The sequence below is a fragment of the uncultured Sneathiella sp. genome (genome assembly GCF_963976355.1).
Taxonomy (GTDB): Bacteria; Pseudomonadota; Alphaproteobacteria; order Sneathiellales; family Sneathiellaceae; genus Sneathiella.
Window position 1 is genome coordinate 453756 of the sequence record NZ_CAXBKA010000001.1, and the last position, 24300, is coordinate 478055.

General features: G+C 51.6%; 26 protein-coding genes. 3 read left to right on the top strand and 23 right to left on the bottom strand.

Features of this window, described 5'->3' with window-relative positions:
- Position 1: 1 nt before the first annotated feature.
- The 16 genes from AAC599_RS02150 to tsaB form a co-directional block, all read right to left on the bottom strand.
- Entirely contained in the window at positions 2-595 is a 594-nt protein-coding gene (locus AAC599_RS02150; protein ID WP_340148756.1) for an RNA-binding protein, read from the bottom strand.
- 22 nt (positions 596-617) lie between these two features.
- Positions 618-2183 (bottom strand): transcription termination factor NusA, encoded by a 1566-nt coding sequence (gene nusA, locus AAC599_RS02155; protein WP_340148757.1) that lies wholly within the window; start codon positions 2181-2183, stop codon positions 618-620.
- Between the two features lie 35 nt (positions 2184-2218).
- Positions 2219-2704 carry a ribosome maturation factor RimP gene (gene rimP / locus AAC599_RS02160; protein WP_340149059.1) on the bottom strand — a complete coding sequence of 162 codons (486 nt, stop codon included), beginning with the start codon at positions 2702-2704 and terminating at the stop codon, positions 2219-2221.
- Positions 2705-2870: 166 nt separating this feature from the next.
- A complete protein-coding gene (locus tag AAC599_RS02165; protein ID WP_340148758.1) occupies positions 2871-3563 on the bottom strand; it encodes a tRNA (guanine(46)-N(7))-methyltransferase TrmB in 693 nt (230 codons plus the stop codon).
- An 11-nt stretch (positions 3564-3574) separates the two neighbouring features.
- Positions 3575-4741: a methionine adenosyltransferase gene (metK, locus tag AAC599_RS02170; protein WP_340148759.1), complete on the bottom strand. Its 1167-nt coding sequence runs from the start codon at positions 4739-4741 to the stop codon at positions 3575-3577.
- Between the two features lie 130 nt (positions 4742-4871).
- On the bottom strand, positions 4872-5291 hold the full coding sequence (locus AAC599_RS02175) for a helix-turn-helix transcriptional regulator (protein ID WP_340148760.1): 420 nt from the start codon (positions 5289-5291) through the stop codon (positions 4872-4874).
- A 124-nt stretch (positions 5292-5415) separates the two neighbouring features.
- On the bottom strand, positions 5416-6978 hold the full coding sequence (gene lnt, locus AAC599_RS02180) for an apolipoprotein N-acyltransferase (RefSeq protein WP_340148761.1): 1563 nt from the start codon (positions 6976-6978) through the stop codon (positions 5416-5418).
- The gene (locus AAC599_RS02185) at positions 6975-7895 is read right to left on the bottom strand and encodes a hemolysin family protein (RefSeq protein WP_340148762.1); all 921 of its coding nucleotides are present in this window, start codon (positions 7893-7895) and stop codon (positions 6975-6977) included. The genes lnt and AAC599_RS02185 overlap by 4 nt, the downstream gene beginning before the upstream one ends.
- Positions 7896-7897: 2 nt before the next feature.
- Entirely contained in the window at positions 7898-8470 is a 573-nt protein-coding gene (ybeY, locus tag AAC599_RS02190; RefSeq protein ID WP_340148763.1) for an rRNA maturation RNase YbeY, read from the bottom strand.
- Positions 8471-8477: 7 nt separating this feature from the next.
- Positions 8478-9518 carry a PhoH family protein gene (locus tag AAC599_RS02195; protein WP_340148764.1) on the bottom strand — a complete coding sequence of 347 codons (1041 nt, stop codon included), beginning with the start codon at positions 9516-9518 and terminating at the stop codon, positions 8478-8480.
- An 8-nt stretch (positions 9519-9526) separates the two neighbouring features.
- Positions 9527-10888, bottom strand: a complete 1362-nt coding sequence (gene miaB, locus AAC599_RS02200) for a tRNA (N6-isopentenyl adenosine(37)-C2)-methylthiotransferase MiaB (RefSeq protein ID WP_340148765.1) — start codon at positions 10886-10888, stop codon at positions 9527-9529.
- Positions 10889-11050: 162 nt separating this feature from the next.
- Positions 11051-11833: a lysophospholipid acyltransferase family protein gene (locus tag AAC599_RS02205; protein WP_340148766.1), complete on the bottom strand. Its 783-nt coding sequence runs from the start codon at positions 11831-11833 to the stop codon at positions 11051-11053.
- Between the two features lie 32 nt (positions 11834-11865).
- Positions 11866-12303 carry a Fur family transcriptional regulator gene (locus AAC599_RS02210; RefSeq protein ID WP_340148767.1) on the bottom strand — a complete coding sequence of 146 codons (438 nt, stop codon included), beginning with the start codon at positions 12301-12303 and terminating at the stop codon, positions 11866-11868.
- A 138-nt stretch (positions 12304-12441) separates the two neighbouring features.
- Positions 12442-12858, bottom strand: coding sequence for a MucR family transcriptional regulator (locus tag AAC599_RS02215; RefSeq protein WP_340148768.1), 417 nt, complete (start codon positions 12856-12858; stop codon positions 12442-12444).
- A gap of 145 nt (positions 12859-13003) precedes the next feature.
- Positions 13004-13462, bottom strand: a complete 459-nt coding sequence (locus AAC599_RS02220) for a GNAT family N-acetyltransferase (protein ID WP_340148769.1) — start codon at positions 13460-13462, stop codon at positions 13004-13006.
- A gap of 7 nt (positions 13463-13469) precedes the next feature.
- Positions 13470-14177 carry a tRNA (adenosine(37)-N6)-threonylcarbamoyltransferase complex dimerization subunit type 1 TsaB gene (tsaB, locus tag AAC599_RS02225; protein WP_340148770.1) on the bottom strand — a complete coding sequence of 236 codons (708 nt, stop codon included), beginning with the start codon at positions 14175-14177 and terminating at the stop codon, positions 13470-13472.
- A gap of 92 nt (positions 14178-14269) precedes the next feature.
- Between tsaB and ddpX the strand changes: the two genes are divergently transcribed.
- From ddpX to AAC599_RS02240, 3 genes are read left to right on the top strand one after another with little or no spacing between them, the layout of a single operon-like run.
- Positions 14270-14848, top strand: coding sequence for a D-alanyl-D-alanine dipeptidase (gene ddpX / locus AAC599_RS02230; protein ID WP_340148771.1), 579 nt, complete (start codon positions 14270-14272; stop codon positions 14846-14848).
- Positions 14849-14872: 24 nt separating this feature from the next.
- Positions 14873-15907: a polysaccharide deacetylase family protein gene (locus AAC599_RS02235; protein WP_340148772.1), complete on the top strand. Its 1035-nt coding sequence runs from the start codon at positions 14873-14875 to the stop codon at positions 15905-15907.
- A 27-nt stretch (positions 15908-15934) separates the two neighbouring features.
- Entirely contained in the window at positions 15935-16705 is a 771-nt protein-coding gene (locus AAC599_RS02240; RefSeq protein ID WP_340148773.1) for an aldolase/citrate lyase family protein, read from the top strand.
- A gap of 41 nt (positions 16706-16746) precedes the next feature.
- Here the strand turns inward: AAC599_RS02240 and AAC599_RS02245 are convergent, their stop codons facing one another.
- The 7 genes from AAC599_RS02245 to murJ form a co-directional block, all read right to left on the bottom strand.
- A complete protein-coding gene (locus AAC599_RS02245) occupies positions 16747-17790 on the bottom strand; it encodes a malate/lactate/ureidoglycolate dehydrogenase (RefSeq protein WP_340148774.1) in 1044 nt (347 codons plus the stop codon).
- A gap of 32 nt (positions 17791-17822) precedes the next feature.
- Positions 17823-18593, bottom strand: coding sequence for a glucose 1-dehydrogenase (locus AAC599_RS02250; RefSeq protein ID WP_340148775.1), 771 nt, complete (start codon positions 18591-18593; stop codon positions 17823-17825).
- Positions 18594-18746: 153 nt separating this feature from the next.
- Entirely contained in the window at positions 18747-19706 is a 960-nt protein-coding gene (locus tag AAC599_RS02255) for a glucosaminidase domain-containing protein (RefSeq protein WP_340148776.1), read from the bottom strand.
- Between the two features lie 304 nt (positions 19707-20010).
- Positions 20011-20496: a universal stress protein gene (locus AAC599_RS02260; RefSeq protein WP_340148777.1), complete on the bottom strand. Its 486-nt coding sequence runs from the start codon at positions 20494-20496 to the stop codon at positions 20011-20013.
- 53 nt (positions 20497-20549) lie between these two features.
- Complete coding sequence (locus AAC599_RS02265) at positions 20550-21539, bottom strand: DUF2333 family protein (RefSeq protein WP_340148778.1); 990 nt, start codon at positions 21537-21539, stop codon at positions 20550-20552.
- A gap of 79 nt (positions 21540-21618) precedes the next feature.
- Positions 21619-22620, bottom strand: coding sequence for a tryptophan--tRNA ligase (trpS, locus tag AAC599_RS02270; protein ID WP_340148779.1), 1002 nt, complete (start codon positions 22618-22620; stop codon positions 21619-21621).
- 114 nt (positions 22621-22734) lie between these two features.
- Positions 22735-24291 carry a murein biosynthesis integral membrane protein MurJ gene (gene murJ, locus AAC599_RS02275; protein ID WP_340148780.1) on the bottom strand — a complete coding sequence of 519 codons (1557 nt, stop codon included), beginning with the start codon at positions 24289-24291 and terminating at the stop codon, positions 22735-22737.
- Positions 24292-24300: the final 9 nt, after the last annotated feature.

Genomic DNA, 24300 nt, shown 5'->3' on the forward strand with positions numbered 1-24300 from the left:
CTTACTCCGACACTTCGGTATTTAACCCGCTCCGGCCCCTGAATTGTGACAGTCGGGAGACCGCAGCTAAAATTTTCCTCTTCAGCGCACCATTCGCCAGACTGGCATGTATAACATTTTCACGTCCTAGCGCTTGACTTAATTCAGCGCCGCTGAATATATCTATTTCTGGCAGCGGCCCGGCAATCCGCTTGAGTTTCTGCCGACCATCTGCCGCACCGTCCGATGCCGCGACAAGCAATGCCGCCTTGCCCGATTTCAGCGCTTTTTCAACTTTGGCGAATCCGACTGTGACCTGTCCGCCCTTGCGTCCCAGTCCCAGCAACGCGAGGCATTGCCGGGTTAGCGAACGCTCAATCTCTGTGACAAGGTCCGCCGGAACATCAACCGCCTGCTTTGCCGCTTTCGCAAACAAGCGCTTCTTGATCGCCAATTCAACCGCCTCCACATCACAGCTAACCCACATGCCGCGGCCTGGTAAGTTCATGCCAACATCATGAACCAACCGTCCGTCAGGAGAAACCGCAAAACGAAGAAGCGCGCCTTTTTCCAGTATCTGCCCTGTGGCTATACACCGGCGCTGCGGATCACTCAAGTCTACTTCTCCGTATCGGGCCTCAATCCGCTGAAATTTCTTCCTCAGCTTCAGGGTCGGCCTCATTCTCCTCGTCTTCAAACCAATGCGCCCGCGCAGCCATGACAACTTGGTTCGCATCATCTGCGGAAAGGCCGAATTCGCGAAGAATGCCGTCTTCCGCGCTGATCAGTTCATCCCCGGAGAGATCGGCCAGATCATCAAGTTGTTTGACGCCAGCTTCACCCAGCGCAACGATCATCGCGGGCGTCAAAAGCTGCAAATTCACAATGTCATCGCTGACACCCAGTTCTTGCCGCTTTGCTTCAAGCTCGGAATTTGTCTGCTCAACATATTCCCGCGCCCGGCTGCTCAATTCCGCAGCGATCTCCTCATCAAACCCTTCGATTTCCGCAATCTCGCTGACATCCACATACATTATGTCTTCAACGGAAGTGAAGCCTTCCGATGCCAATAGTTGGGCAATCGTCTCGTCAACATCAAGGGCATTCATGAAGCTCTGTGTACGCTCTGTGAATTCAGCCTGGCGACGGTTGCTTTCCTCTTCCTCCGTCAGGATATCAATGTCCCAGCCCGAGAGCTGTGAGGCGAGGCGCACATTCTGACCACGCCGACCAATAGCAAGCGAGAGCTGGTCATCGGGCACGACAACCTCGATACGGTTGGCATCTTCGTCCAGAACAACCTTGGCGACTTCAGCCGGAGCCAAAGCGTTGACAATAAAACTTGCCTGATCCGGAGACCACTGAATGATGTCGATTTTCTCACCTTGCAGTTCGTTGACGACGGCCTGAACGCGCGATCCACGCATACCGACACAGGCGCCAACCGGATCAATGCTCGAATCATTCGAAATAACGGCGATCTTCGCACGGCTGCCGGGATCGCGGGCAACAGCTTTCACTTCAATGATGCCGTCATAAATTTCCGGCACTTCCTGTCCGAAAAGCTTGGCCATGAACTGAGGATGGCTGCGGGAGAGAAAAATCTGTGGTCCGCGCTGCTCTTGCCGTACATCATAGATGTAAGCCCGGATACGATCACCCTGACGGAATGTTTCCCGCGGGAGCATTTCATCGCGGCGGACAACGGCGTCCGCCTTGCCAAGATCAACCGTGACATTGCCATACTCAACGCGCTTGACGATCCCGTTGACGATTTCGCCCACACGATCTTTATATTCCTGATACTGACGCTCGCGCTCTGCTTCGCGAACCTTCTGCACAATAACCTGCTTTGCGGTCTGTGCGGCGATACGGCCAAAATCAATTGGCGGCAGCGGATCAACCAGCAAGTCGCCGACAACGGCGCCTTCTTTTTCATGCTGGGCGTCGGCAGGAGAAATCTGGGTCGATTCATTTTCAACCTCCTCGACAACCTCACGGATACGCGCAAGCCGGATTTCGCCTGTCCCCCGATCGATATTGGCGCGAATGTCGTTTTCATGACCGTATTTTGCGCGAGCTGCCTTCTGAATGGCCTCTTCCATGGCCTCCAGCACGATGTCGCGATCTATGACTTTCTCTCTTGCAACCGCATCTGCGACTTGCAGCAATTCCAGGCGGTTCAAACTAGCAGCGTTTTCCATGACCAAATGTCCGTCCAAAAAACATGGTTGTGAATTTAACCGCTGCGGGAGCTTGCGGCGATCAATTCATCTGTCAAAATTAACTTCGCCTTTCTCACATCGGAAAAAGGCAGTTCAAGTCGGTTGCCATCATCAGCCTGCAACAGGACATTTTCGTCCTTAAGACCCAACAGTTTCCCGCGATATCGGCGCTGGCCTTCAACAGCCTGCTCCAATTCCACTTTTGCTTCAAATCCGGCCCAGCGTTCAAAATCCTTGAGCCGAGTCAGCGGCCGGTCAATTCCCGGCGATGACACTTCCAGATCATACGCGCCTGAAATCGGATCCTCGACATCCAGAAGCGCCGAAACCATCTGGCTGACTTCTGTGCATCCCTCGATTGTCATCGTGCCATCGGCTTTTTCAGCCATGATTTGAAGCACTTTCTTGTCACTTCCCGTCAATCGAACACGCACCAGCTCATACCCCATATCAACAAGGGGCGGCGCAATAAGTGCTTCTATTCTGTCGACTGCGCTCAGAGTACTTCTCGCTTAACCAAACAAACCATAAAAAAACAGCGGACCAGAGGCCCACCGTTCAAAATGCTCATCCTGACGGTGAGCGAACAGTATGTATGAACTATATAATAGCCGAGATGCCAGCAAAGCCAAGCCTTTTCTTTCAGTATGGCTTATGAATATTGGCTTAGCGGCGGCGAAACCGATAATACACCGGGCGAAGCCCTTTTTCGATCGCTTTCATCTCATAACGGGTAGATGGCCAATCTGAACTTCGGAACTGCCAGTCTTCCGGCTTCTCGGCCTCCCAGATAAATTCCTTCGACTGGAGCATATGCCAAAGAATCCATGCACCATAATCCGCATGATCCGTCGCAATACGTAATTCGCTTCCTGTTTTCAGAACACGGGCGAGCGCGGCAATGTTCGACGTGGAGACGAATCGCCGTTTATTATGACTTGTTTTCGGCCATGGATCGGGAAACAGGATAAAAGCCCGGTTGAGACTTGCGTCCGGCAGCTTGTCAATCAACAGCTCCGCCGCCTCGTTGTGTAGCCGGACGTTTGTTGCCGATTGCTCTTCCAGTTTACTAAGCAGGGTTGCGACGCCATTCAGATAGGGCTCGCAGCCGATAATGCCGACATCGGGATTATTGTCTGCTTGCCGGGCAAGATGTTCGCCGCTGCCAAAACCGATTTCGAGCCAGTATTCCCGGCAATTTTCCGGAAATAAAGAGGACGATTCAAGCTGACCCCGGTCAAGCGGAATGGTGAGCTCAGGTAATCGAGTCTCGATCAGGCGCTGCTGGCCTTTACGAAGTGGCTTGCCACGGCGCCGTCCATAAAGGATACGCCCTTCCCTCCCATATCGGTCGGACATGAACTAATCGACTAAAAGGCCGCTTTCAGAGTATCAACCAGATCCGTCTTTTCCCATGAGAAGCCGCCATCCGCATCAGGCTTGCGGCCAAAATGACCATAGGCCGCGGTCCGCGCGTAGATAGGCTTGTTAAGTTCCAGATGTTCGCGAATGCCGCGCGGGCTCAAATCCATGGACTGCATCAACACCTTGGCGAGCCTGTCTTCATCGACATTCCCGGTTCCAAACAGGTCAACATAGAGCGATAGGGGTTTGGATATGCCGATTGCATAGGATACCTGAATACAGCAACGTTCTGCGAGGCCGGCGGCGACGACATTTTTCGCAAGATAGCGGGATGCATAAGCGGCGGAGCGGTCGACCTTTGTCGGATCCTTGCCAGAAAAAGCTCCGCCACCATGCGGGGCAGCGCCCCCATATGTATCGACGATAATTTTCCGTCCTGTCAGGCCGGCATCTCCGTCAGGTCCGCCAATTACAAACTTGCCCGTCGGGTTGACGTAGAATTCATCTTCCGGGCACATCCAGCCTTCTGGCAGCACGTCCATAACATACTTCCGGACAATTTCGCGGACAGCATCCGTGTCCAGGTCCGGTGTATGTTGCGTCGATACGACAACAGAAGTCGCCCGTACCGGTTTGCCATTTTCATATGCCAGAGTGACCTGGCTCTTGGAGTCAGGGCCGAGGCCTTTTTCTGCGCCACTGTGGCGGGCATCAGCAAGTGCCTTCAGGATATTATGCGAATAATAAATCGGTGCCGGCATCAGGACGTCCGTCTCGTTCACCGCAAAGCCGAACATAATTCCCTGGTCACCGGCTCCTTCATCTTTATTGCCCGCTGCGTCCACACCTTGCGCAATGTCGACGGACTGTTCATGAAGATACACGTCAACCGCGGAGTTTTTCCAGTGAAAGCCATCCTGTTCATAACCAATATCTTTTACAGCAGTCCGCGCCGTTTCCTCGATCATGGATTTAGTGATGCTGGCGGGCCCTCGTACTTCACCTGCCAGGACAATCCTGTTGGTTGTTGTCAGCGTTTCGCAGGCCACGCGGGAATAAGGGTCTTCTGAGAGATATAGATCGACGATGCTGTCTGAAATGCGATCGCAAACCTTGTCTGGATGTCCTTCAGATACCGATTCACTGGTGAAAAGATAGTTTTTGGCTGGCACGGGAACATCCCTTTATTTCAATTGTTGGCATGCGATAAGTTGCCCTTGAGAAGCGGCAATTACTTGGTTTGAAAACTGCCGCACTCTAGCAAAATAGGTTGGGGGGTCAAGAAAATCCGCGTTGTAATATTTATTTCTGCGAAGAAACCTCATTTTCCAGTTCTTCGGTTGCCAATGCCTTAATAACGTCAAAGACCCTTTTCCGGACTTCAAGGTTGTCAATCTTATAGTATGCGCGAACGAGTTCCAGTGTTTCACGTTTGCCCAAGAATTCATGTTCAAATTCATCGACCGGTTCCTGAAGGCCAATTGCCTTCAATAAACTTCCAGTCGGCATTTCTTCAAAGAAAAAAGCGGGTTTAACATCCAGAATGCGGCTGAGCTCAAAGAGCCTGCTTGCACCAATCCTGTTCGCGCCGCGTTCATATTTCTGTATTTGCTGGAATGTCAGGTTAAGTTTTTCGCCAAGCTTTTGCTGGCTAAGCCCCAATAACGTCCGACGCATCCGGAGTCGGCTTCCCACATGCACATCCACCGGATGATTTGGCATCAAATTCCCTCGTATATTATAGCTGTCCAGATCAACTGTAACTGAACCGCAGTTAAGTCAGTCCAAACCCTCTGGTTGATTAAACAAGTATCGCCAAAGAATGGCGTTAGTCAAGGAATCATACTTATGTTTTCGACCTGCGTCTTGCAAGAAAAACGCCTGTAAAGATAAATATCAACACCACCAACACAGGTATTGTTTCTCCATATCGGGAATAGATAGTTCTCTCGGCGAGTGGCAGCGGTAATTGTCCATCTATTATGCCCGTTTCGTTGAGCGCAAGCTGTTGTTCGACGCGGCCAAAAGGATCTATTATTGCCGAAATTCCAGTATTCGCAGCGCGGACGACCGGTACTCCCTGTTCAATGGCGCGGGTTTGAGTGATGGCGAAATGCTGGTATGGCCCGGAGGTGTTGCCGAACCACCCGTCATTTGTGACATTGATTATCCATGAGAAAGCGGTTTGTGGGGCAACTTCCCATGGGAACGCTATTTCGTAACAGATCATCACGCGTGCCGGAGGTAATCCCGGTACGGACACGACTTTTCGGGCAGATTTGTCCGGCGTCGCGAAATCAGACATTTTGTCGAGGGCGGGAATAATGCCAGTAAGCCCTGTTGCGACCATAACGGATCGGAGCGGCATATATTCCCCATATGGGACGAGATGCTGTTTGTCATAAATATCCAGAATATTGCCTTGATCCCCCAATACCTGCAGGCTGTTCCAGTATCGGCTTTTTTCCGGATCGCGGCGTGGTGCGCCGGTTATTAAGGCACCGCCCGGGGGGACAATCCTGGCCAGTTCTTTCTGTAAGGCTGGAGCCGTCGTTAAATAATAAGGAACAGCAGTTTCCGGCCAGATGAGATAGCGCGGTTTTTCTCCTTCCTCAATCAAGCTGAGGGCGACCAGCTTTTGAAGGTGAGCCAGAAGCAGGTCGGGCTTCCATTTGTCGACTTGCTGAATATTGGGTTGAACGAGCCGGATCGGCGCATTCTCGAAATAGGTAACTGAGGAATTGTGAAGGCGGACAGCGCCGACACCATAAAAAGAGAGCAGAATTCCGATGCACGCAATTAAAGAAATTCCAGCCGTCCGCCTGGGCGTTTCCGTCTCACCGAACAGAGCGGGCAGGCTCGCGAGAAAAACAGTGAATAGGGTTAATCCATATATTCCGAAATAGGCCGTTGACTGGAGAACGGGAAGAAATGCACTCCAGCTGTAGCCAATTAGGTTCCAGGGAAAGCCCGTGAAGATAACGCCGCGGATATATTCGAAAAGGAGCCAGCAACCGCTAAAGATAAAAATTCGGGCAAGAGATTGCGCACGGGTAAGATAGGTTGCAAGTGTCGCCAAACCGGAGAGGATTGCCAGAAAAGCCGGAAGAACGAGAACCGGTAACGGGAGTAAAAGTGCGTGGGTTTGCGCATCAATTGTAAAGGCGACACCAATCCAGTACAGGCCGGCAATAAACTGGCCCCACGCAAACCACCAGCCGACGAAGAAGGCCTGCTTGCGGTTATCGACGGAACTTAATATCCAGATGAGTCCGGTAAAGCTTACGGGCAGGAGAAATATCAAATGGAGAGGCGGTAGCGCCGCGGCGACGGCTAGGCCCAGCAGGAATGCGAGAAGTGATTTCTTAAGAAACGAAAGCTCTGAAATCCATCTACTGACAGCTTTCATTCATCCTTGTCCAAGTCGGGGGAGCGTCGATGAATTCGAACCTTTTTCACCTTTCTTGGGTCGGCATCCATAATCTCGAAATCAAGACCGTCGGAATGGGAAATGATTTCTCCGCGTGCTGGAATTTGACCGGCTAGCTGGAAAACGAGCCCTCCGACAGTATCCACTTCCTCATCCTCGTCTTCGGGCAGCAGGTCGACTTCGAGCAGCGCTTCCAGCTCTTCAATCGAAGCGCGGGCATCGACTTCAATCATCCCATTGGGCGCGACAACAATCAGCGGACCTTCCTGTTCGTCATGCTCATCTTCAATATCGCCGACAATTTCCTCGACAAGGTCTTCGATCGTCACCAGACCATCAATGCCACCATATTCATCCACGACAGTTGCCATATGAATATGCGTTGCACGCATTTTTAGTAAAAGATCGGGAACGGACATGGAAGGCGGAACAAAAAGGACTTCGCGGCGGAATTTCTGCCAGTCGCCCTGATCCTTCTCGCCCCAGAAATTAATCAGGTCCTTGATGTGAAACATGCCGGTAACGTTGTCCAGTGTCTCGCTGAAGACCGGCATGCGGGAGTGGCTTGTTTCCTTGAAGCGTTCCACCACCTGATCCAGCGTTGAACTTGCAGAAATCGCCTCAATATCGGCGCGCGGGACCATCACGTCACTAATACTGAGTTCACTGAAACTCAGAATGTTGGTCAGCATCAGCTTTTCTGACGCATTGATGGATTGTTCCGGATCGTTATGTTCTTCGATCAGCTCTTCCAGAGTTGAACGAACGCTTCCTTCTGATTGTTGCCCAATACCCAAAACTCGCTTAAGGACATGTAAAACGCCGTTTGAAGGCTTTTGAGTTGTCTGTTCTTCCGGAGTTTCGGAAAGAACGTCACTCGACACATTATCGGTCATAGTCAGTCAAGGGTCTCCTGTCGCGGCGGGTCAGAAACTTCATAAGGATTAGCGATATGTAGGCTTTTCAATATCATGATTTCAAGATTTTCCATCTCTTCCGCTTCATTTTCTTCCATATGGTCAAATCCGGCAAGATGTAAAACGCCATGGGCAATCAAATGCGCAGTATGGTTCCATACGTCCTTGTTTTGGAATCTCGCCTCTTGAACCATTGTTTCCTGCGCCAGGACAATGTCACCCAATAACAATGGCTCCGACATCCTCATGGCGTCAGCAAGTTCAGTTTGATCGAGCGGCGTGTCGGGAAAAGACAACACATTTGTGGGCTGGTTCTTGCCCCGATAATCCCGGTTCAATTCTCTAACCTGAGCGTCACCCGCAAAAAGAAGACTTATTTCGACAATTGGCGTAACGTCGCCATCAAGGAGAGGCAGGTTCAGCTTTTGGCATATTTTTTCCAACGCGCACAGGACGACCTCTTCTGCTTTCTGTTCGATATCGGAAACAAGGCTATGCCAAGAATCGTTCTGAAAGCTGATCGCCAGGTCAAGGGAGAAGGGTAGGTTGTTCATTAACAGGTCATGATTTGCGGGTTTTAAGGGCGAGCTGCTTTTCCCTGTCATGTTCCCCATAGGCCCGGACAATGCGGGTGACCAGCGGATGCCGAACAACATCGGATTCCCCGAAATTGATAAAATCCACGCCCTTTACACCTTGCAAGATGTCAACGGCTTCATGCAAGCCGGACCGCATGCCAAGGGGTAAGTCGATCTGGCTCAAATCGCCTGTGACAGCCATACGGGAATTTTCACCCATCCGGGTCAGCAGCATTTTCATTTGTACCGGGGTTGTATTCTGGGCCTCATCCAGAATGATCGCTGCATTTGACAGCGTGCGCCCACGCATGAAGGCGAGAGCCGCGACCTCGATTTCTCCATTCTCCAGCCGTTTGACGACTTCCTCGGCCGGTAGCATGTCATAGAGGGCATCATAAAGCGGTCGCAGATATGGGTCGATCTTGTCGCGCATGTCGCCCGGCAGGAAGCCGAGCTTTTCACCGGCTTCCACGGCAGGGCGCGCCAGGATAAGCCGGTCGACTTTATTCTCAATCAGCATTGCAACGGCGTTGGCAACAGCAAGGTAGGTTTTACCAGTTCCTGCAGGTCCGAGACCGAAGACAAGTTCATGCGTCCGAAGTGATTTGACGTAAACGGCCTGATTAGTGGAACGGGGTGTAATCCGACGCCGCTTGGTGACAATCATATCTGCCCCGCCTGAGACAGATCCGCGGCTGCCGTCTTGCGCAGGCGCATCGCCCGCCATGCGAATGGCGCCGTCGACTTCGCCTTCCGTCACATCAAGTCCCTTCTTCAGCCGTTCGTATAAATCCATCAGAACGGTTTTGGCCGTCGCCTGTGCCGTTTTGGATCCTGAAACCGCCATTTTGTTTCCGCGAGATGCAACGGAAACACCCAGTGCCTGTTCAATGCGCGCAAGATAACGATCATGCTCCCCCACAAGCTGGGCTAGGAGATGATTGTCATCAAATTCGAGAATGATTGCGTTGTTCTTGTCTGTGTTGGGTTTCAGTATTTTAGAACTCGTTTGATTTTTAGCCACATTTGTTCCTATGCCGCATCGGCGACACTACCGGGTTTCAGTTCGCCACGCAGAGAGTTCGCATTTCCCTCTTGAACGATGACAGTTGCAATGCGCCCAATCCGATGCGCGGGAGAGGGCACGAAAACGGACTGCATATAGGGGCTGCGACCAACGATCTGCCCATCGCGTTTCCCCTCGCGTTCCAGCAAGACGTCGATTTCCCGTCCGACAAAGGATTGGTTATAAGCAAGCTGCTGTTCATTCAGCAATGCCTGTAGCCGCGCCAGCCTCTCGGATTTTACAGCTTCATCAATCATTTCGCTTTCCAGTGCCGCCGCGGGTGTTCCCGGACGTGGGCTGTATTTAAAGCTGTAGGCCTGCGCATATTTGACATCCCGGACGAGTTGAAGGGTATCTTCGAAGTCCTGATCCGTTTCCCCGGGGAAACCGACAATAAAATCTCCGGAAAGTGCCAGATCCGGCTGATAATGCCGTAATTTGTCAATAATACGCCGATATTCATCGGCCGTATGGCGCCGGTTCATCGCCGCCAGAATACGATCGGAGCCCGCCTGAACGGGCAAATGGAGATATGGCATCAGACTATCGACATCGCGATGCGCCTTGCACAGTTCTTCTGTCATTTCCAGGGGATGGGATGTTGTATACCGCAGGCGCTCCAGCCCCTCGATCTCTGCAAGCTGATATATTAATCCTGCGAGGCTGACCGGCTTTCCATCGGCGCCTTCGCCGTGATATGCATTCACATTCTGACCCAGCAGCGTGATCTCCCGTGTGCCGCCGGCGATCATGCGTTTCGCTTCCGTGACAATCGAGGCAACGGGACGGGAGAATTCAGCGCCGCGTGTGTATGGCACAACGCAGAAGGCGCAGAACTTGTCACATCCTTCCTGCACCGTCAGGAACGCGCTCAGGCTGGTGTCGATTGCTTCTTTGGGTAAATGATCGAACTTCGGCTCCACCGGAAAATCAGTATCCAGAATATGGCCTACTCCCCGGTTTGCTTCGGCCACCATTTGAGGCAGGTTATGATAGGACTGCGGTCCGAAAACCATGTCGACAAAAGGGGCACGCTTCATGATCTCCGCCCCTTCGGCCTGTGCCACACAACCGGCGACGGCGATGATCATATCGCCTTCGTTGCGGGATTGCCGTCCTTCGCGTGTTTTGCGCAACCGTCCCAGCTCCGAAAAAGTTTTCTCGGAGGCTTTCTCGCGAATATGACAGGTGTTCAAGATCGCCATGTCGGCGCTCGCGGGTTCATCTGTCAGGGTATAGCCAAGGGGTGCCATCAGGTCTGCCATACGGGCCGAGTCATACACATTCATCTGGCAGCCATATGTTGAAATATAGAGTTTTTTGCTCACGCTTTCTCGTCAACCTCGTCGAAATCCCGGGGCATACCCCGTAGATATGAAAACCGTTCCATATCATGATTAAATTAGCAGTTATATGACAAATAGAGAAGCCCGGGATGTAATTCACGGGAAAAATGGAGAAAACGGTCTGAATCGGCGGATTCGTTTGGATTAAGGCTCTTCCCGCCCGGTCAGAGCGCGGCTCAGGCTCTTGGCAATGGTGAGCTGGCAGTCGCTCGCCATGGTTTTCCGAGAATCATAATCATCGATTGTTACGGGCTTATGGAACCGTAATTCCGCTGTAATCGTTCCGCGTTTCAGAAGGGACCAAACATGACCGAGCAGTTCTTCATCCCCGACCCAGGCGACAATACCCATGGTGCCACGGGTAAGCGGAATTCCATTTAACCGGCTGTAGGCGATCGTTACCGGTTGGACCATCAGGTGACGGCCGTTTATTTCCCGCTCCGCCAGCCCAAAGTAGGCGCTTTTGAAATTCTGGATGATGATGCCGTTCGAAGATGTACCCTCGGGAAAAAGGAACAGGTTGTCCCCATTCTCCAGATGCTCTTGCATTTCCCCTTTGTGCCCCTTGATCGCGGGCCGGGTACGCTCAATAAAGATGGTCTGCTGAAGCTTCGAAATGGCGCCGACGAGAGGGTATCCCTCGACTTCTTTCTTGGCAACGAAGCTTCCTTGCATGATTTTTCCGATCACCGGGATATCGAGCCAGGAAATGTGATTGATCACAAATAATGTGGGTCTCTGGGTCTCGATCTCTCCAGAAACGATAACCTTGACTCTCATGAGCCAGCAAAGGCCTGTGTGAAAAATCTGCGGGATACAATATCGATGCTGTTTGAAGAACAGAAGGATCGTAACTTGTACAGGCACCAGCATTGCCGTCCATAATAGAACGGCGATTACGGTGATAATGGGTCTGATGTTACTCATACACAATGCCGCACGTTACTGCGATCCATTCATCAACTTTTCTTGCTGTGAGCTGTGTGCTTTATGTTCACGACAGATTCTTCAGGCGGGACATCTGCCATCGCGGATTTTGACAACGGTTTCCCATACAGCTCAAGCCGATGATCAATTAACTCAAAGCCAAGCTCCTTGGCAATCTTTGTTTGCAGATCCTCGATCTGTTCACTGGTGAATTCAATCACCTGGCCGGTTTGAACATTGATCAGGTGATCATGATGCTCATCGGACACTTCTTCATAACGGGCCCGGCCATCGCCAAAATCATGCCGTTCCAGAATACCGTTTTCTTCAAACATGCGTACGGTGCGGTAAACCGTAGAAATACTGATGGTGTCGTCCAAGTCCGACGCTCGCTTATACACGAGTTCTACGTCCGGATGGTCTTGCGATTCAGATAACACGCGTGCAATAACACGGCGCTGTTCTGTCATTCGAAGGCCCTTGTCTAGGCAGATCTGTTCCAGGCGAGTAGGCATGCGATCCTCAATATAGTGTAATGGCTGCTGTCGCTCCCGTCAGCAGCCATGATTTTATACAAATAATTTTTCTTGGGCCAGCGAAAGTAAAAATTACTTGCTTTGCGCTTTCTTGCGGCGGGTTCCCAGGCCGATTTTTTTAGCCAGGTTTCGACGTTGTTCCGCATAATTCGGAGCGACCATCGGGTAATCCGCCGGAAGGTTCCAGCGCTCGCGATATTCCTCAGGTGTCATGTCATACGAGGTTTTGAGATGCCTTTTCAGCATTTTCAGCTTTTTCCCGTCTTCGAGACAGATTATATAATCCGGGTGGACGGATTTGCGGACCGCGACAACCGGTTCCGGCTTTTCCTCCTCTTCCGCCATTTCACCAACGGTAGAAAGAGTTGCGTATACATCTTTGATCAAGGTCGAAATTTCCCCGGCCCCGACAGGGTTGCGCGATAAATGGGACGTCACAATGTCCGTTGTCAGAGCGAGAAGTTCCAGCTTTTCAATTTTCTCAGACATTGTGAACAAACCTCCATAAAAATTGAATGTCATGTAGTGTATAGTCAATATATGTTCAGAAATGGAATGTAAAATAGAATAAATAAAAAAAAGTTCGCAAATTAACGATTATCTCGAAATTAACGTTTATTTGTCTTTTTATAGGTTAAAGCGATCGTTTCATCATAAGGGCGTCTTCATATGCTGCACCATGATTGTAATAATTTGGTCGCTGCCCGGTTTCTATAAACCCTTTTGATGTATAAAGGCGCTGTGCAGGAATATTTTCAACTCCAACTTCCAAATAAAGAAATGCTACCTTGTTGCGACGCAAATAGTGGAATCCTCTCTCCAGAAGCTGGCCAGCTAAACCTTTCTCGCGATAGGCAGGCATCGTTCCCAGAGTCAATATCTCCGCTTCATCGACGACCTGCCGGTAAAGGGCGATCGCTACGGGCTGGTCGGTGAGGCTAAGTACTTCAAGCACAGTTCCCGGAATCCCGAATGCCGAGACGAAATCCTTTTCGCTCCATCCAGACTTGAAGCACTGCCCATGTATGGCGGCGGCAAGGGGCGCGGCGGATGCTGTATCGAAAAAATCTGCTGAAATATCGCTTTCCTGCATTGGATCATCATTTGCCGATGGTTGGAGTTTGACCGCCAGGTAATTTCGCATCGGGCGCGCGCAGATAAAGAGGCGCGGGCGATGTAGAATTTGGGGGGGGCGCCCCGCGTTCGAGCGCTATGCGGGCAATATGTCGCGCATCCGGATCTTCGTCGAGATTAAGAAGCTGGTATCTTGTTTCATCAAATCCGGGTTGGCTACGGAGCAGGGCGCCGCCGGATCCGATGATAAAAGCCTTCTCTAGTCCCGTTGAGGCAAGTGCTGTCTCTATTTTACAGGCCTTCGGAGACGATAGCGGTGATATGATGTCATTATCGTTCTTCATATTGAAGCTTTGCAGGTAAACTTCCCCCCGCCTTGCATCCGCAGTTGCGATCACGGGGCAACCTTGGGCCATTCCCTGTGGTACGGCCGCTGCCAGAGCCTCAAGTGTTGTGATCCCGACAAGCGGTTTCCGTGCGGCGAGGGACATGCCGCGTGCTGCCGCCAACCCAATCCTTAGGCCCGTAAATGTTCCCGGGCCGACAGTTACCGCAATCAGGTCAATTTCCGTATAGGCAAGTCCAATGCCATCCATTAAATCCTCAATCATCGGGATTAATGCTTCTGCATGGCCCCGGCGCCGCTTTTCATGAGTATGCGCAAGGATATCACGATCGTCCATAATGGCGACAGAACAGGCATTGAGCGCTGTATCAAACGCCAGTATCCTCATAATATTGCCTTCCGTAGTTGCGCCATGTAGGGTCTCGGTGAGGTCAGAGTGTTACGCCCAATGTTGCGTGAATTCAAGTAAACAGGTTTGAAATGTCCCTGAATGAGAGTTTAACAGAAATTACTCCGGCAGATTTCAACGTCGAGCTTGATCTGCGATATGCGACGGCAAATAATTTTACCGGCGCGCCTGTCTATCAGAGGGGAGCTTGTTTTCTGCTTCAGGAGTCAGCCGAAAAACTGCAACGCGCGATAGATCTTGCTGCTGATATGGACTTGAAGTTCAAGCTTTTTGACGGATTTCGCCCGACAGAGGCCGTTCAGGCACTATGGGATCATACTCCGAATGCGGATTTTCTCTCTCATCCTTCCAATGGTTCCCCGCATTCACGCGGGGCGGCGATTGACCTGACACTTATTGACAGCGACGGACAGGAACTTGAAATGGGAACTGGCTTTGATGCGATGACCCCGACATCTTTTCATGGCGCGCGGGACATTTCGGCAGAAGCCCAGCGCAACCGTTCTATCCTGCTCGGCCTGATGACTGCGGCAGGTTGGGATTTTTATCAGAATGAATGGTGGCATTACCAATTGTTTAAACCGCGTCGATATCCTACTCTTTCAGACAAGGCGGCGGGAAGCCGGATGATGGACAAGCCCGGAGTATAAGAGGTGAGCTGAGGATCGATGAGATTGACTAAAGTACAAAAATTTCGGGCCGTTTCACTTGTAGCAATGACCATCATTTCACTGGCTTGGTACGGCGTGGCGTGGGCCGCCGACTGGGCGAGTGTGATCATGTATCACCGCTTTGGAGAAGACCAGCACACGTCCACCAATATCCGGATTGATCAGTTTAAGGAACATATTCAGGAACTGAAAAACGGCCAATATACCGTTTTGCCGCTAAATGAAATTGTTGACCGGCTAGAATCGGGGGAAACCCTGCCGGACAGGACGGTTGCAATTACGATAGATGATGCATACCAGTCCGTTTACAACATTGCATGGCCCTTGCTGAAAGAGGCCAATTTACCCTTCACTGTATTTGTGTCGGTTGAAGGGGTTGAAAAGCGACTTCCAGATTACATGAACTGGGACCAGATACGGGAGTTACGGGACGCTGGCGTTCATATCGGGCATCATACCTACAGTCATTCGCATCTGCCGTTGATGAGCGCAGAGGAAATCGAGATGGACATCTATCTGGCGAGTGAGCAGTTTCAGGCAGAGCTTGGCTTTGTTCCAGCTATCTTCGCCTATCCTTATGGCGAGTACGGCAGTGATGTAAAAGCGGTTGTTCGGAAAATTGGCTTCAAGGCGGCCTTTGGACAGCAGTCCGGTGTTTCCTATTCCGGCCATGACCGGCTGGAGCTTCCCCGTTTTGCCATGAGCGAGAATTATGGGGGGATCGGTCGTTTTCGTCTGGCAGCAAATGCCTTGCCCTTGCGGGTAACGGATGTAACGCCGTCTGATAATTTCCTAAAACGTAATCCGCCGAATTTTGGGTTCACCATTGCGGAGGATTACGGGGACTTGAACGGATTATCCTGTTTCTCCTCCAATCAGACGGGCGGAGCGGTCCCCATCGAGAAGATTGGTGACTCACGGATCGAGATACGCCTTGCCGCTGCCTTCAAGCCGGGTCGGGGTCGCATCAATTGCACGTTGCTTGGGCCGGATCGGCGATGGCGCTGGTTCGGATCACTTTTTTATATCGCGAAGTAAATTCGCATTCATAGGCAGGGAGCCATCATGTATCGTCCGAATAAATTAAAAGAAAAATTACAGGCGGGAGAAAAAGTGGCTGCCTGTTGGTTGTTTTCAAATTCTTCCGATATGGCGGAGATAGTCGCTGGCGCCGGGTTCGATGCCTTGATGATTGATCACGAGCATGGGTCGGGCAGCCTTCAAACAGCGATCGATCAGTATCGTGCCGCCCGCTCGGCCAGTGATGTAACGATACTGATGCGGGTGCCGTGGAACGATACAGTTTTAATCAAGCGGAGCCTCGATGCGGGAATGGATGGAATAATGATTCCGTCAGTTAATACAGCAGAAGAGGCGAGGGCCGCCGTTGCCGCCTGCCGTTTTCCGCCAACCGGAATCCGAAGCGCCGGGCTTGGAGCCGCTCGTGCCGGCGGATATGGCCGCATGGCACGTGAATACCGGGATAACCTTGATAAGGATCTGATGATCATCTGCCAGATTGAAACCAAGGAAGCGGTCGGCAACATTGAGAGTATTGCTGCCGTCGACGGGATAGATATGCTATTCATCGGACCGAATGATCTTTCCGGCAGCATCAACAAACTAGGCGAGTTTGATGATCCGGAAGTAAAGGCACTTTTCGAGGAGGCACGGGATAAGATCAAGGCTAGCCCAGCTTTTCTTGGCTGTATTTCCAAAGGGGCGCAGGAAACAAATGACCTGTTTGCGCAAGGGTTCGATTTTCTGCTTTGTGCAGGCGACACGGGGCTGGTGGCGAGTGCTGCTGGAAGTTTGTTGAAAAATCTTAAAAAATAAAAGCTTAATGTTATATATAACACACCAAGCTCCTATTAATATTAGGGCCTGACGCCGAACTCTTCCGCTTCTTCAGTAATCTGCCGCCAGGTTTCGTTATCGATCTCGATACCTTGCGCACGGCGCAATAGCCGCTGTTCACGTTCCGGATCACCTGGCATGATGACATTGTCATGGCCTTCGCGCGGGGGTGATTGCCGGACATAATCACACATCGCTTTCATCTCACTGCCAATATAATCAGTGTCTGTCAGGCGTGTGGGATCGATCAGAATAGTGAGCATGCTGTTGATGATGCGGGTATCGCGATGGTTGCCGGGCTGAATCGTGCCGCCACCGCCAATTGCTCCGCTCAGAAGCTCGCACATCAGCGCGAGGCCATAGCCCTTATGTTCACCGATGGGCAAAAGCGCGCCAACTTTTTCTTCCCACATGACCCCGGGGTCCGTCGTCGGATTGCCATGCTTGTCAATGACCAGACCCTCTGCGACTTTCTTGCCGCTGTTGTTCGCAACGCGCAGTTTGCCGAGGGCCACCTTGCTGGTGGCAAAATCGAGAATGATGCGCGGTTCTTCCGCTGTATCCGGCAGGGAAATACAGATCGGGTTCGTGCCGTAGCGGGCATCCGAACCACGATGCGGCGCTACTAATGGACGATGTCCCGTCACATTGACAAAGTGCAGTGAGACCAATCCGGCATCAACGCATTGTTCCCCATAGGTCCCGACCCGCCCGATATGATGGGCATTGCGCAGCGCAGAAAGAGCAAGGCCGGTTTCCTGCGCCACTTTGATGGTATGTTCCATCGCTTCCCGGGCAACAACCTGACCATATCCGGCTCTGCCGTCGAAAACCAGCATTGACCCATTTTGCTGTACCGTCTCGACATGCTGGTTCGGATGCAGCAACCCGGCCTTCAAATTCGTCATATAAGCTGGAATCATGCCGACCCCATGGCTGTCATGACCGGAAAGATTGGCCAGGACCAGATGATCGGTGACGATTTTTGCTTCCGTTGGTGAACTGCCTGCTGCAGTTAAAAGGGCTTCGATGAATTCATGCAGTTTGTTATGATCAATTTGCATCGATCGTTTCCTCCCAAGACTTTTATTTGAAGTTAGATGGCGGTAAGGCCGCCATCTATGACGAGTTCCGACCCGGTTATATGGCGCGCTTCTTCGGAAGCGAGGAACAGAACGCCATTTGCGATATCAACAGGCTCGCTCGGCTTTTTGATCGGTATCCGGTCCGGAATGGCGTTCCAGCCAGCTTCAATGTCGCTGCCATACATCCCCATCAGTTCATCTCCCATATTTGTCCGCACAGGATCGGGATGGACCGAGTTGCAGCGAATAGCGTAACCGCGGTTTGCACAATGAATGGCGACCGACTTCGTCAGTTGCCGGACTGCTGCCTTTGAGGCGCCATAGGCCAGAAGATGCGGCGTCCCGATAATAGCGGCGACGGAGGAAAGATTGATGATGGCACCTCCTCTGCCTTTCATGGCCGTGACAGCGGACTGGCATCCGAGGAAAACCCCTTCCACATTCACTTTCTGAATAGCCTGCCAGTGAGAAAGGTCCGTATCCTCGATTGTCTGTCGGTCACCGATAGAGAGTATCCCGGCGTTATTGACGAGGATATCGAGGCCGGGTGACTCCGACAAAACGGTTTTCATAACCGCTTTCCAGTCTTCCTCATTGGCGACATCCTGAACCAGGAATTGTGCCCGGCTTTCGAATTCCTTCGCGGCCGCTTTCCCGGCGTCTTCATTAATGTCTGTCATGAAGACTTTTGCGCCTTCTTCAATGAAGCGGCGGGTCGTTGCCAAACCTATGCCGGTTGCAGCGCCGGTAATCAGCGCAAATTTGTTTTCTAGCCTTCCCATGGTCTCCCCCTGCTTTCTTTTTTATTGTGGGCGCGCCATTTCATGGGCGTACACTGTTTGTGAGAGTAGGTTGGAGACTATATTTTCATATCCCGCACTGTTTTGCGAGATAGAAAGTACCAATCAGATTTAGATGCAGGACTATACCGATTTTTAGGGACGGTTGTCTGCCAGCTGTTCAGGCGCTAGGAGTGCGTCTTCGAAATCCTGGAAATTATTTGTCTCAATCAGGGTTCGCAGATTATCCACATATTCCTGACCCTTTTCAGAGTAAACATGAAGTGTATCGATCAGCTGAAGACCATTTATCGTCATGTCAGATTCTGCCCTGCTCCAGGCGCGGGCCGCACGAAAATCTTCATAGGCAGGGTGCGCATTCAAATTATATGCATAGGATCGAATGGACTCGGCGATTGATTTAAAGGCCCTGACTTCGTGAGTTTCATCTTCACTTCTGTCTTCCGGAACAATTCCCTCACCAGTGGACCAGACCCGCTGACCGAAGAGGGCGTTGCCTTCACGGGCGAAACGTGACGTTCCCCAGCCTGATTCTTCAACAGCCTGCGCCAAAGCAATTGAAACCGGAATTTTATCCACCTTTTCCATAAGGGCCTTCGGATCAACGGTGTCTTCACGATAGCGTACTGCAATCTGTTGCAGCCATTTACGGTCATTCTCACTGAGAGTAGCGCCAGCGGCCTTTTTCTCCAGCAGCCCAGTTAGCCGCTCCCGCTGTACCTCGATGCCCTCATTGACGCGAAGCACCTGTGGCAAAACAAGCTTGATAAAGGTTTTCTTACGCTCCTCAACATCGTTTAGGTCGGGAATATCGGCAGGTATCCGGTCGACATAGAATCGCGGCACCGGCCCTCCGTCCCGTATGTCGTCCAGCTGGAAACTTACTTCTGAGAGAGCGGCGTCAAATGAAGCAAGGTCGAACTGGCCCTGCCTTGCTTTAATCTTTGTGGCTGTATTTCCGCTCGACGTGTCGGTTGCCGTCTGCTGGTTTAGTTTGCTGCCAATGAGCTCGGGCACCACATAGGCCGTCGCCAGAAGGATCACTGCCAAAGTCGCAATTCTGTTGGATTTTAAACTGGATTTGAGTAGCTGCATTCCGATGAACTGTGTTGTTCTCTATGCTCTAAAATCGCGCTTTCAAACAAATTATACAAAATATAGAAGGCTATATTTTAGAAGCCACTATATATAGCAATCAACAGGTAAAATTACTTTCCGGATCGGAGCTGGAATATGTCCCGCCCGTGAGACAAGATCAAGCAATGATTCTGGCGGTCAAATTTCTTCTGACATTTCAGATATTTAAGTAAGTATCTGCAATAAAGGTAAAATTTTTACCAAATTAAAATACTGCAAATGTCGAATCACCACGGAATTTGAAGAAAACCCGTGTCGATTCTCAGGTTACGGCATCCAGTTGCCGGGTTGTCAGATTCCCGGGCACGACAGTAATCGGAATCGCAAATGTTCCCGACATTTCTCCCACCAGACTTTTGATCAGTGGGCCGGGACCTCCGGATTCGGGGGAGGCCGCAAGAACAAGAATTCGGATATCTGAATCTTCTTCGATCAGGGCAAGAACTTCTTCTTTTTTGTATCCGTCACGGATGACGAATTCCGGCACAATGGTGGTTTCTTTCTGAATTTCCTCAGCGAGATTCTGCAGGAGTTCTTCCGCTGTTTCGCGGGCTTCCTCTCGCATCGCCTGCTCAACGCCCATCCAATGCTGGAATTCTGGCGGTTCAATAACATACAAAAGGATCACGCCCCCCCCGACATGCCAGGCACGACGGCTTGCGAAACGGATAGCGGATTTGCATTCCGGTGTTTCATCCACGACAACAAGGAACTTATTTCGCGCACCGCTTTGGGTCTCGTCAGACATATAGGCTCCGCCACTTGTTCAAGTTGAAAATTATCCTGCCACTATCGATGCAGTTATTTCAAGAGAATGTTGCTGATTTCCTGGAGCTGTGTACGCGCCCGCAAAACATAAAAGGCCTGTGCGGCCAAGTGATTGGGAAGAAACTGGGAATCAGGTGTCGCGTTGACCACAATAAACGGATCAAGATCAATCACGGATTTGAAGCTGGCAAGCATCTGCGCCCAGGCGTTGGTAAGCCCCCGCTCCTTGATCAGGCCCTCATAATCCTGAGCCAGTGCCTTCAACAGCATGTAATAACCGTAGCTTTGACCCTTGACGCCATAGAAAATATTATCCGCCTGAAAATCGATAAAAGCTCCAGCATTCTCATCGATATGTTTATCAATGGTGGCTGTGGAAGATCCAATATCAAGAGCAATCCGGTCCAGGGTCGCCAGAAGGTTGTCGGCGCGTCTTTCAAAGACGGCATTTCCCTCGGCAAGTCTCTTGTTATAATCAATCAGCGAGCTACGGGCCTTCTCATACTGTTCTTCGGATGCGGCCGTCGGCAACAGGGAAACGGTTGGATCCCATGCCCATTTCGTTCCCGAATACTGCAAAAGGCCAGCTGCTTCCTGCAAGTCCGGGTCCGTCTGGCTCGATCCTCGCGTACGCCCTATCTGATCTGTCAGCTCGAAACCAAATCGCGCAAGCGCGGAAATGATGCCCTGTTGGTAGTTTGGCATATTGTCAAGGGCAGCCGAGGGCATGAAAAACGGGTCGTTCGCCGTCCAGCGATTAACATTGATTTCCCGGTCAATCAGGCCGGCCATCATATTGACCGCATGGCTGCCGCCCGCGACAACATTTTTACCTGTGGGTACGAACGATGTATCGTCCTCAATATTATTGATCGTGATCATACCGATCGGATAGTAAAGGATCAAAAACAGCAAAACCAGAAGAGCAAAGACTTTCCAGCTTCTCTTCGCTCCTTCTTTTATTGCATCGGTGCGCCGCCCAATTCGTTTGGTCTCTTTGCCGTCGTTCCCGATTTCGCTCATCTTCTCTGCCCTGTCACCAGATCATTCATCCGATCTCAATTCCAGATGTATGTCCTTTTGTCCGAACTTACAAGCAGAGCTAACGCGCCAGAAGGAAGCCGACGATGTCTTTAACTTCTGCCAGCACCGGCGCCGCAAGGGCGGAAGCACGTTCCGCACCATTTTTCAGGACGGCATCCACATGGCCCGGATCAGCCCGAAGTCGCTTCATTTCCTCTCCAATGGGGCCAAACTTCTCGACGGCCAAGTCAGTCAGCGCTGGTTTGAAGGTCGAGAAGGCGGCGCCGGAAAACTCATCCAATACCTGCTGCCTCGTCATATCCGCGAGGGCGGCATAAATTCCCACCAGATTGGCAGCCTCCGGACGGTTATCCAGCTCTTCCAGCTTTGCGGGAAGTGGATCGGGGTCTGTCCGTGCCTTACGGAGTTTCGTCGCAATACTGTCACGATCATCGGTAAATGTGATGCGTGAATAGTCACTCGGGTCGGATTTTGACATCTTCTTTGATCCGTCGCGCAAAGACATGACGCGTGTCGCTTCACCGAAGATAAGAGGCTCCACCAGCGGGAAAGTTTCCGTTCCATAGTCATTGTTGAACTTCTGCGCGATGTCGCGGGTGAGTTCCAGATGCTGCTTCTGATCCTCTCCCACAGGAACATGGGTTGCCTTATAGGCCAGAATATCCGCCGCCATCAGGTTGGGGTAGGCATAGAGCCCCACGGAGGCGTTCTCACGATTCTTGCCAGCCTTTTCCTTGAACTGGGTCATCCGGTTAAGCCATCCGAGACGGGCAACACAGTTGAAGATCCAGGCAAGTTCGGCATGGGCCGAAACACTGCTTTGTGCAAAGATGATGGAGCGTTTCGGATCGACCCCCGCCGCCAGATAGGCGGCGGCAACTTCCCGGGTGTTATTGCGGAGGTCTTCCGGATCCTGCCAGACCGTGATGGCATGCATATTCACAGCACAATAGATGCATTCATAATTGTCCTGCAGTCCGACAAAGTTGCGGATCGCACCGAGATAGTTGCCAAGATGAAGATTACCGGTCGGCTGAACGCCGGAGAAGATACGAGACATTTAATAAAGCTCCTCACGCTTTGGACACGAGCCCTAGATTGACGGGCTGACCATCAGAACCGTCGGGGCTGGGATGCGGCCTTATTGCAGGCACCACGCCCATCGTCAACAGATTTACGCGCTTGTCCGTCGTTTCAGCATGTTTTTAATATCCCGAAGCGGCGCTGCGCCTGTTATGAGAACGCCAATGACATATGTACCGCCGCCACCCGCGACGAGAGCGCCAAGCGCAAGAATTCGGTCTGTCACATCGCCGGCAAACAAACTGCTTAGAAAGTCGCGTGCAATATACAAGCTGCCGGTCATTGCAATCGTGGCAAGGAACATTCCAACAAGGCGGCGCAACAGTCTTTTGTCGGGCGTGTAGTGTCCGCGCCTGCGCAGAATGATGAACAGAAAAGTTACGTTGAACCAGGAAGAGAGGGACGTCGCAACCGCGATACCAACATGATCGATATAGCGGATCAGAACGAGACTTAGAACGACATTCAAGATCATGGCAAGAACGCCGACGACGACTGGTGTGGTTGTATCTTCCCGCGCAAAGTATGCTGGCGTCAGAATTTTTACCAGCACATAGGCGGGAAGGCCGGAGGCAAAGGCCAGCAGAGCCATAGCCGTTGCCATGCTTGCGGTTGCCGTAAATTCGCCATGTTGGAACAGGACGGTGATTATTTCTTCCGGTATGATCATGAGGGCGGCAGCAGCAGGCAGAGTCAGCAGCATGGAAAGTTCCATCGCGCGGTTCATGCTGTTAAGCGCAGTTTTCTCGTCCCCGCTTCTAAGCTGCCGCGAGAGCATCGGGAGAAGTGCTGTGCCGATAGCGATGCCGATCACGCCGAGAGGGAGCTGATATACCCGGTCGGCATAATAGAGATAGGAGATGGAGCCGGTTGCCAGCAAGGAAGCGATAATTGTACCGACAAGAATGTTGATCTGCATAACTCCCGCGCCGAGCATACCGGGGAGCATAAGCCGGAAAAGGCGTTTAATATCTTTGTTGATCACAGGGCTACCAAGGGGAACTTTGATGTCGGATCGCCAGCAGGCTATGGCGAGATAAACAATTTGCGCGAGCCCGGCGACGGTAACGCTCCAACACAAGACTAAGCCGACTGTCTCCTCCCGCTGGTAAAAGGCGAGGAGAAGGCTCCCGATCAATATGATATTAAGTAGGATTGGCGCCGCCGCCATTGCCGCAAACTTGTAAAATGCATTCAAGACCCCGCCCAGCAGGGCGACGATGGCCATGGCGGTCAGATAGGGGAATGTAATACGGGTATACTCGACGGCGAGTTCATACCGCATGCCGCCAACTTCAAACCCAGGCGCGAGAAACTGCATCATTACCGGCATGAAAATCATGAACAGGGCAGAGAAGATGATTAGAAATCCGGTGAGGACACTGAGGCTGTGTCCGGCAAACTCCAGGGCCATCTCTTTGCCCTCGCTTTCCAGCTTGCGGGCGAAAAGCGGAATAAAGGCCGCTGAGAAAGCGCCCTCCGCCACCAACCGACGAAACATATTCGGAATACGGAAGGCCACAAGGAAAACGTCCGCCACCGGTCCGGCTCCGAGCACAGATGCCATCAGGATGTCGCGCAAGAAACCAAGCACACGGCTTATCATGGTAAAGCCACCGACAGTGGCAACGGACTTAATCAGATTCATAACGCCCTA

Coding starts and splice junctions, on each gene's coding strand:
- nusA (WP_340148757.1), bottom strand. CDS start 2,183: ATGGAAAACGCTGCTAGTTTGAACCGCCTGGAATTGCTGCAAGTCGCA.
- AAC599_RS02165 (WP_340148758.1), bottom strand. CDS start 3,563: ATGTCCGACCGATATGGGAGGGAAGGGCGTATCCTTTATGGACGGCGC.
- AAC599_RS02175 (WP_340148760.1), bottom strand. CDS start 5,291: ATGCCAAATCATCCGGTGGATGTGCATGTGGGAAGCCGACTCCGGATG.
- lnt (WP_340148761.1), bottom strand. CDS start 6,978: ATGAAAGCTGTCAGTAGATGGATTTCAGAGCTTTCGTTTCTTAAGAAA.
- AAC599_RS02185 (WP_340148762.1), bottom strand. CDS start 7,895: ATGACCGATAATGTGTCGAGTGACGTTCTTTCCGAAACTCCGGAAGAA.
- ybeY (WP_340148763.1), bottom strand. CDS start 8,470: ATGAACAACCTACCCTTCTCCCTTGACCTGGCGATCAGCTTTCAGAAC.
- AAC599_RS02205 (WP_340148766.1), bottom strand. CDS start 11,833: ATGAGTAACATCAGACCCATTATCACCGTAATCGCCGTTCTATTATGG.
- AAC599_RS02210 (WP_340148767.1), bottom strand. CDS start 12,303: ATGACAGAACAGCGCCGTGTTATTGCACGCGTGTTATCTGAATCGCAA.
- AAC599_RS02215 (WP_340148768.1), bottom strand. CDS start 12,858: ATGTCTGAGAAAATTGAAAAGCTGGAACTTCTCGCTCTGACAACGGAC.
- AAC599_RS02220 (WP_340148769.1), bottom strand. CDS start 13,462: ATGCAGGAAAGCGATATTTCAGCAGATTTTTTCGATACAGCATCCGCC.
- tsaB (WP_340148770.1), bottom strand. CDS start 14,177: ATGAGGATACTGGCGTTTGATACAGCGCTCAATGCCTGTTCTGTCGCC.
- ddpX (WP_340148771.1), top strand. CDS start 14,270: ATGTCCCTGAATGAGAGTTTAACAGAAATTACTCCGGCAGATTTCAAC.
- AAC599_RS02240 (WP_340148773.1), top strand. CDS start 15,935: ATGTATCGTCCGAATAAATTAAAAGAAAAATTACAGGCGGGAGAAAAA.
- AAC599_RS02245 (WP_340148774.1), bottom strand. CDS start 17,790: ATGCAAATTGATCATAACAAACTGCATGAATTCATCGAAGCCCTTTTA.
- AAC599_RS02250 (WP_340148775.1), bottom strand. CDS start 18,593: ATGGGAAGGCTAGAAAACAAATTTGCGCTGATTACCGGCGCTGCAACC.
- AAC599_RS02255 (WP_340148776.1), bottom strand. CDS start 19,706: ATGCAGCTACTCAAATCCAGTTTAAAATCCAACAGAATTGCGACTTTG.
- AAC599_RS02260 (WP_340148777.1), bottom strand. CDS start 20,496: ATGTCTGACGAGACCCAAAGCGGTGCGCGAAATAAGTTCCTTGTTGTC.
- AAC599_RS02265 (WP_340148778.1), bottom strand. CDS start 21,539: ATGAGCGAAATCGGGAACGACGGCAAAGAGACCAAACGAATTGGGCGG.
- trpS (WP_340148779.1), bottom strand. CDS start 22,620: ATGTCTCGTATCTTCTCCGGCGTTCAGCCGACCGGTAATCTTCATCTT.
- murJ (WP_340148780.1), bottom strand. CDS start 24,291: ATGAATCTGATTAAGTCCGTTGCCACTGTCGGTGGCTTTACCATGATA.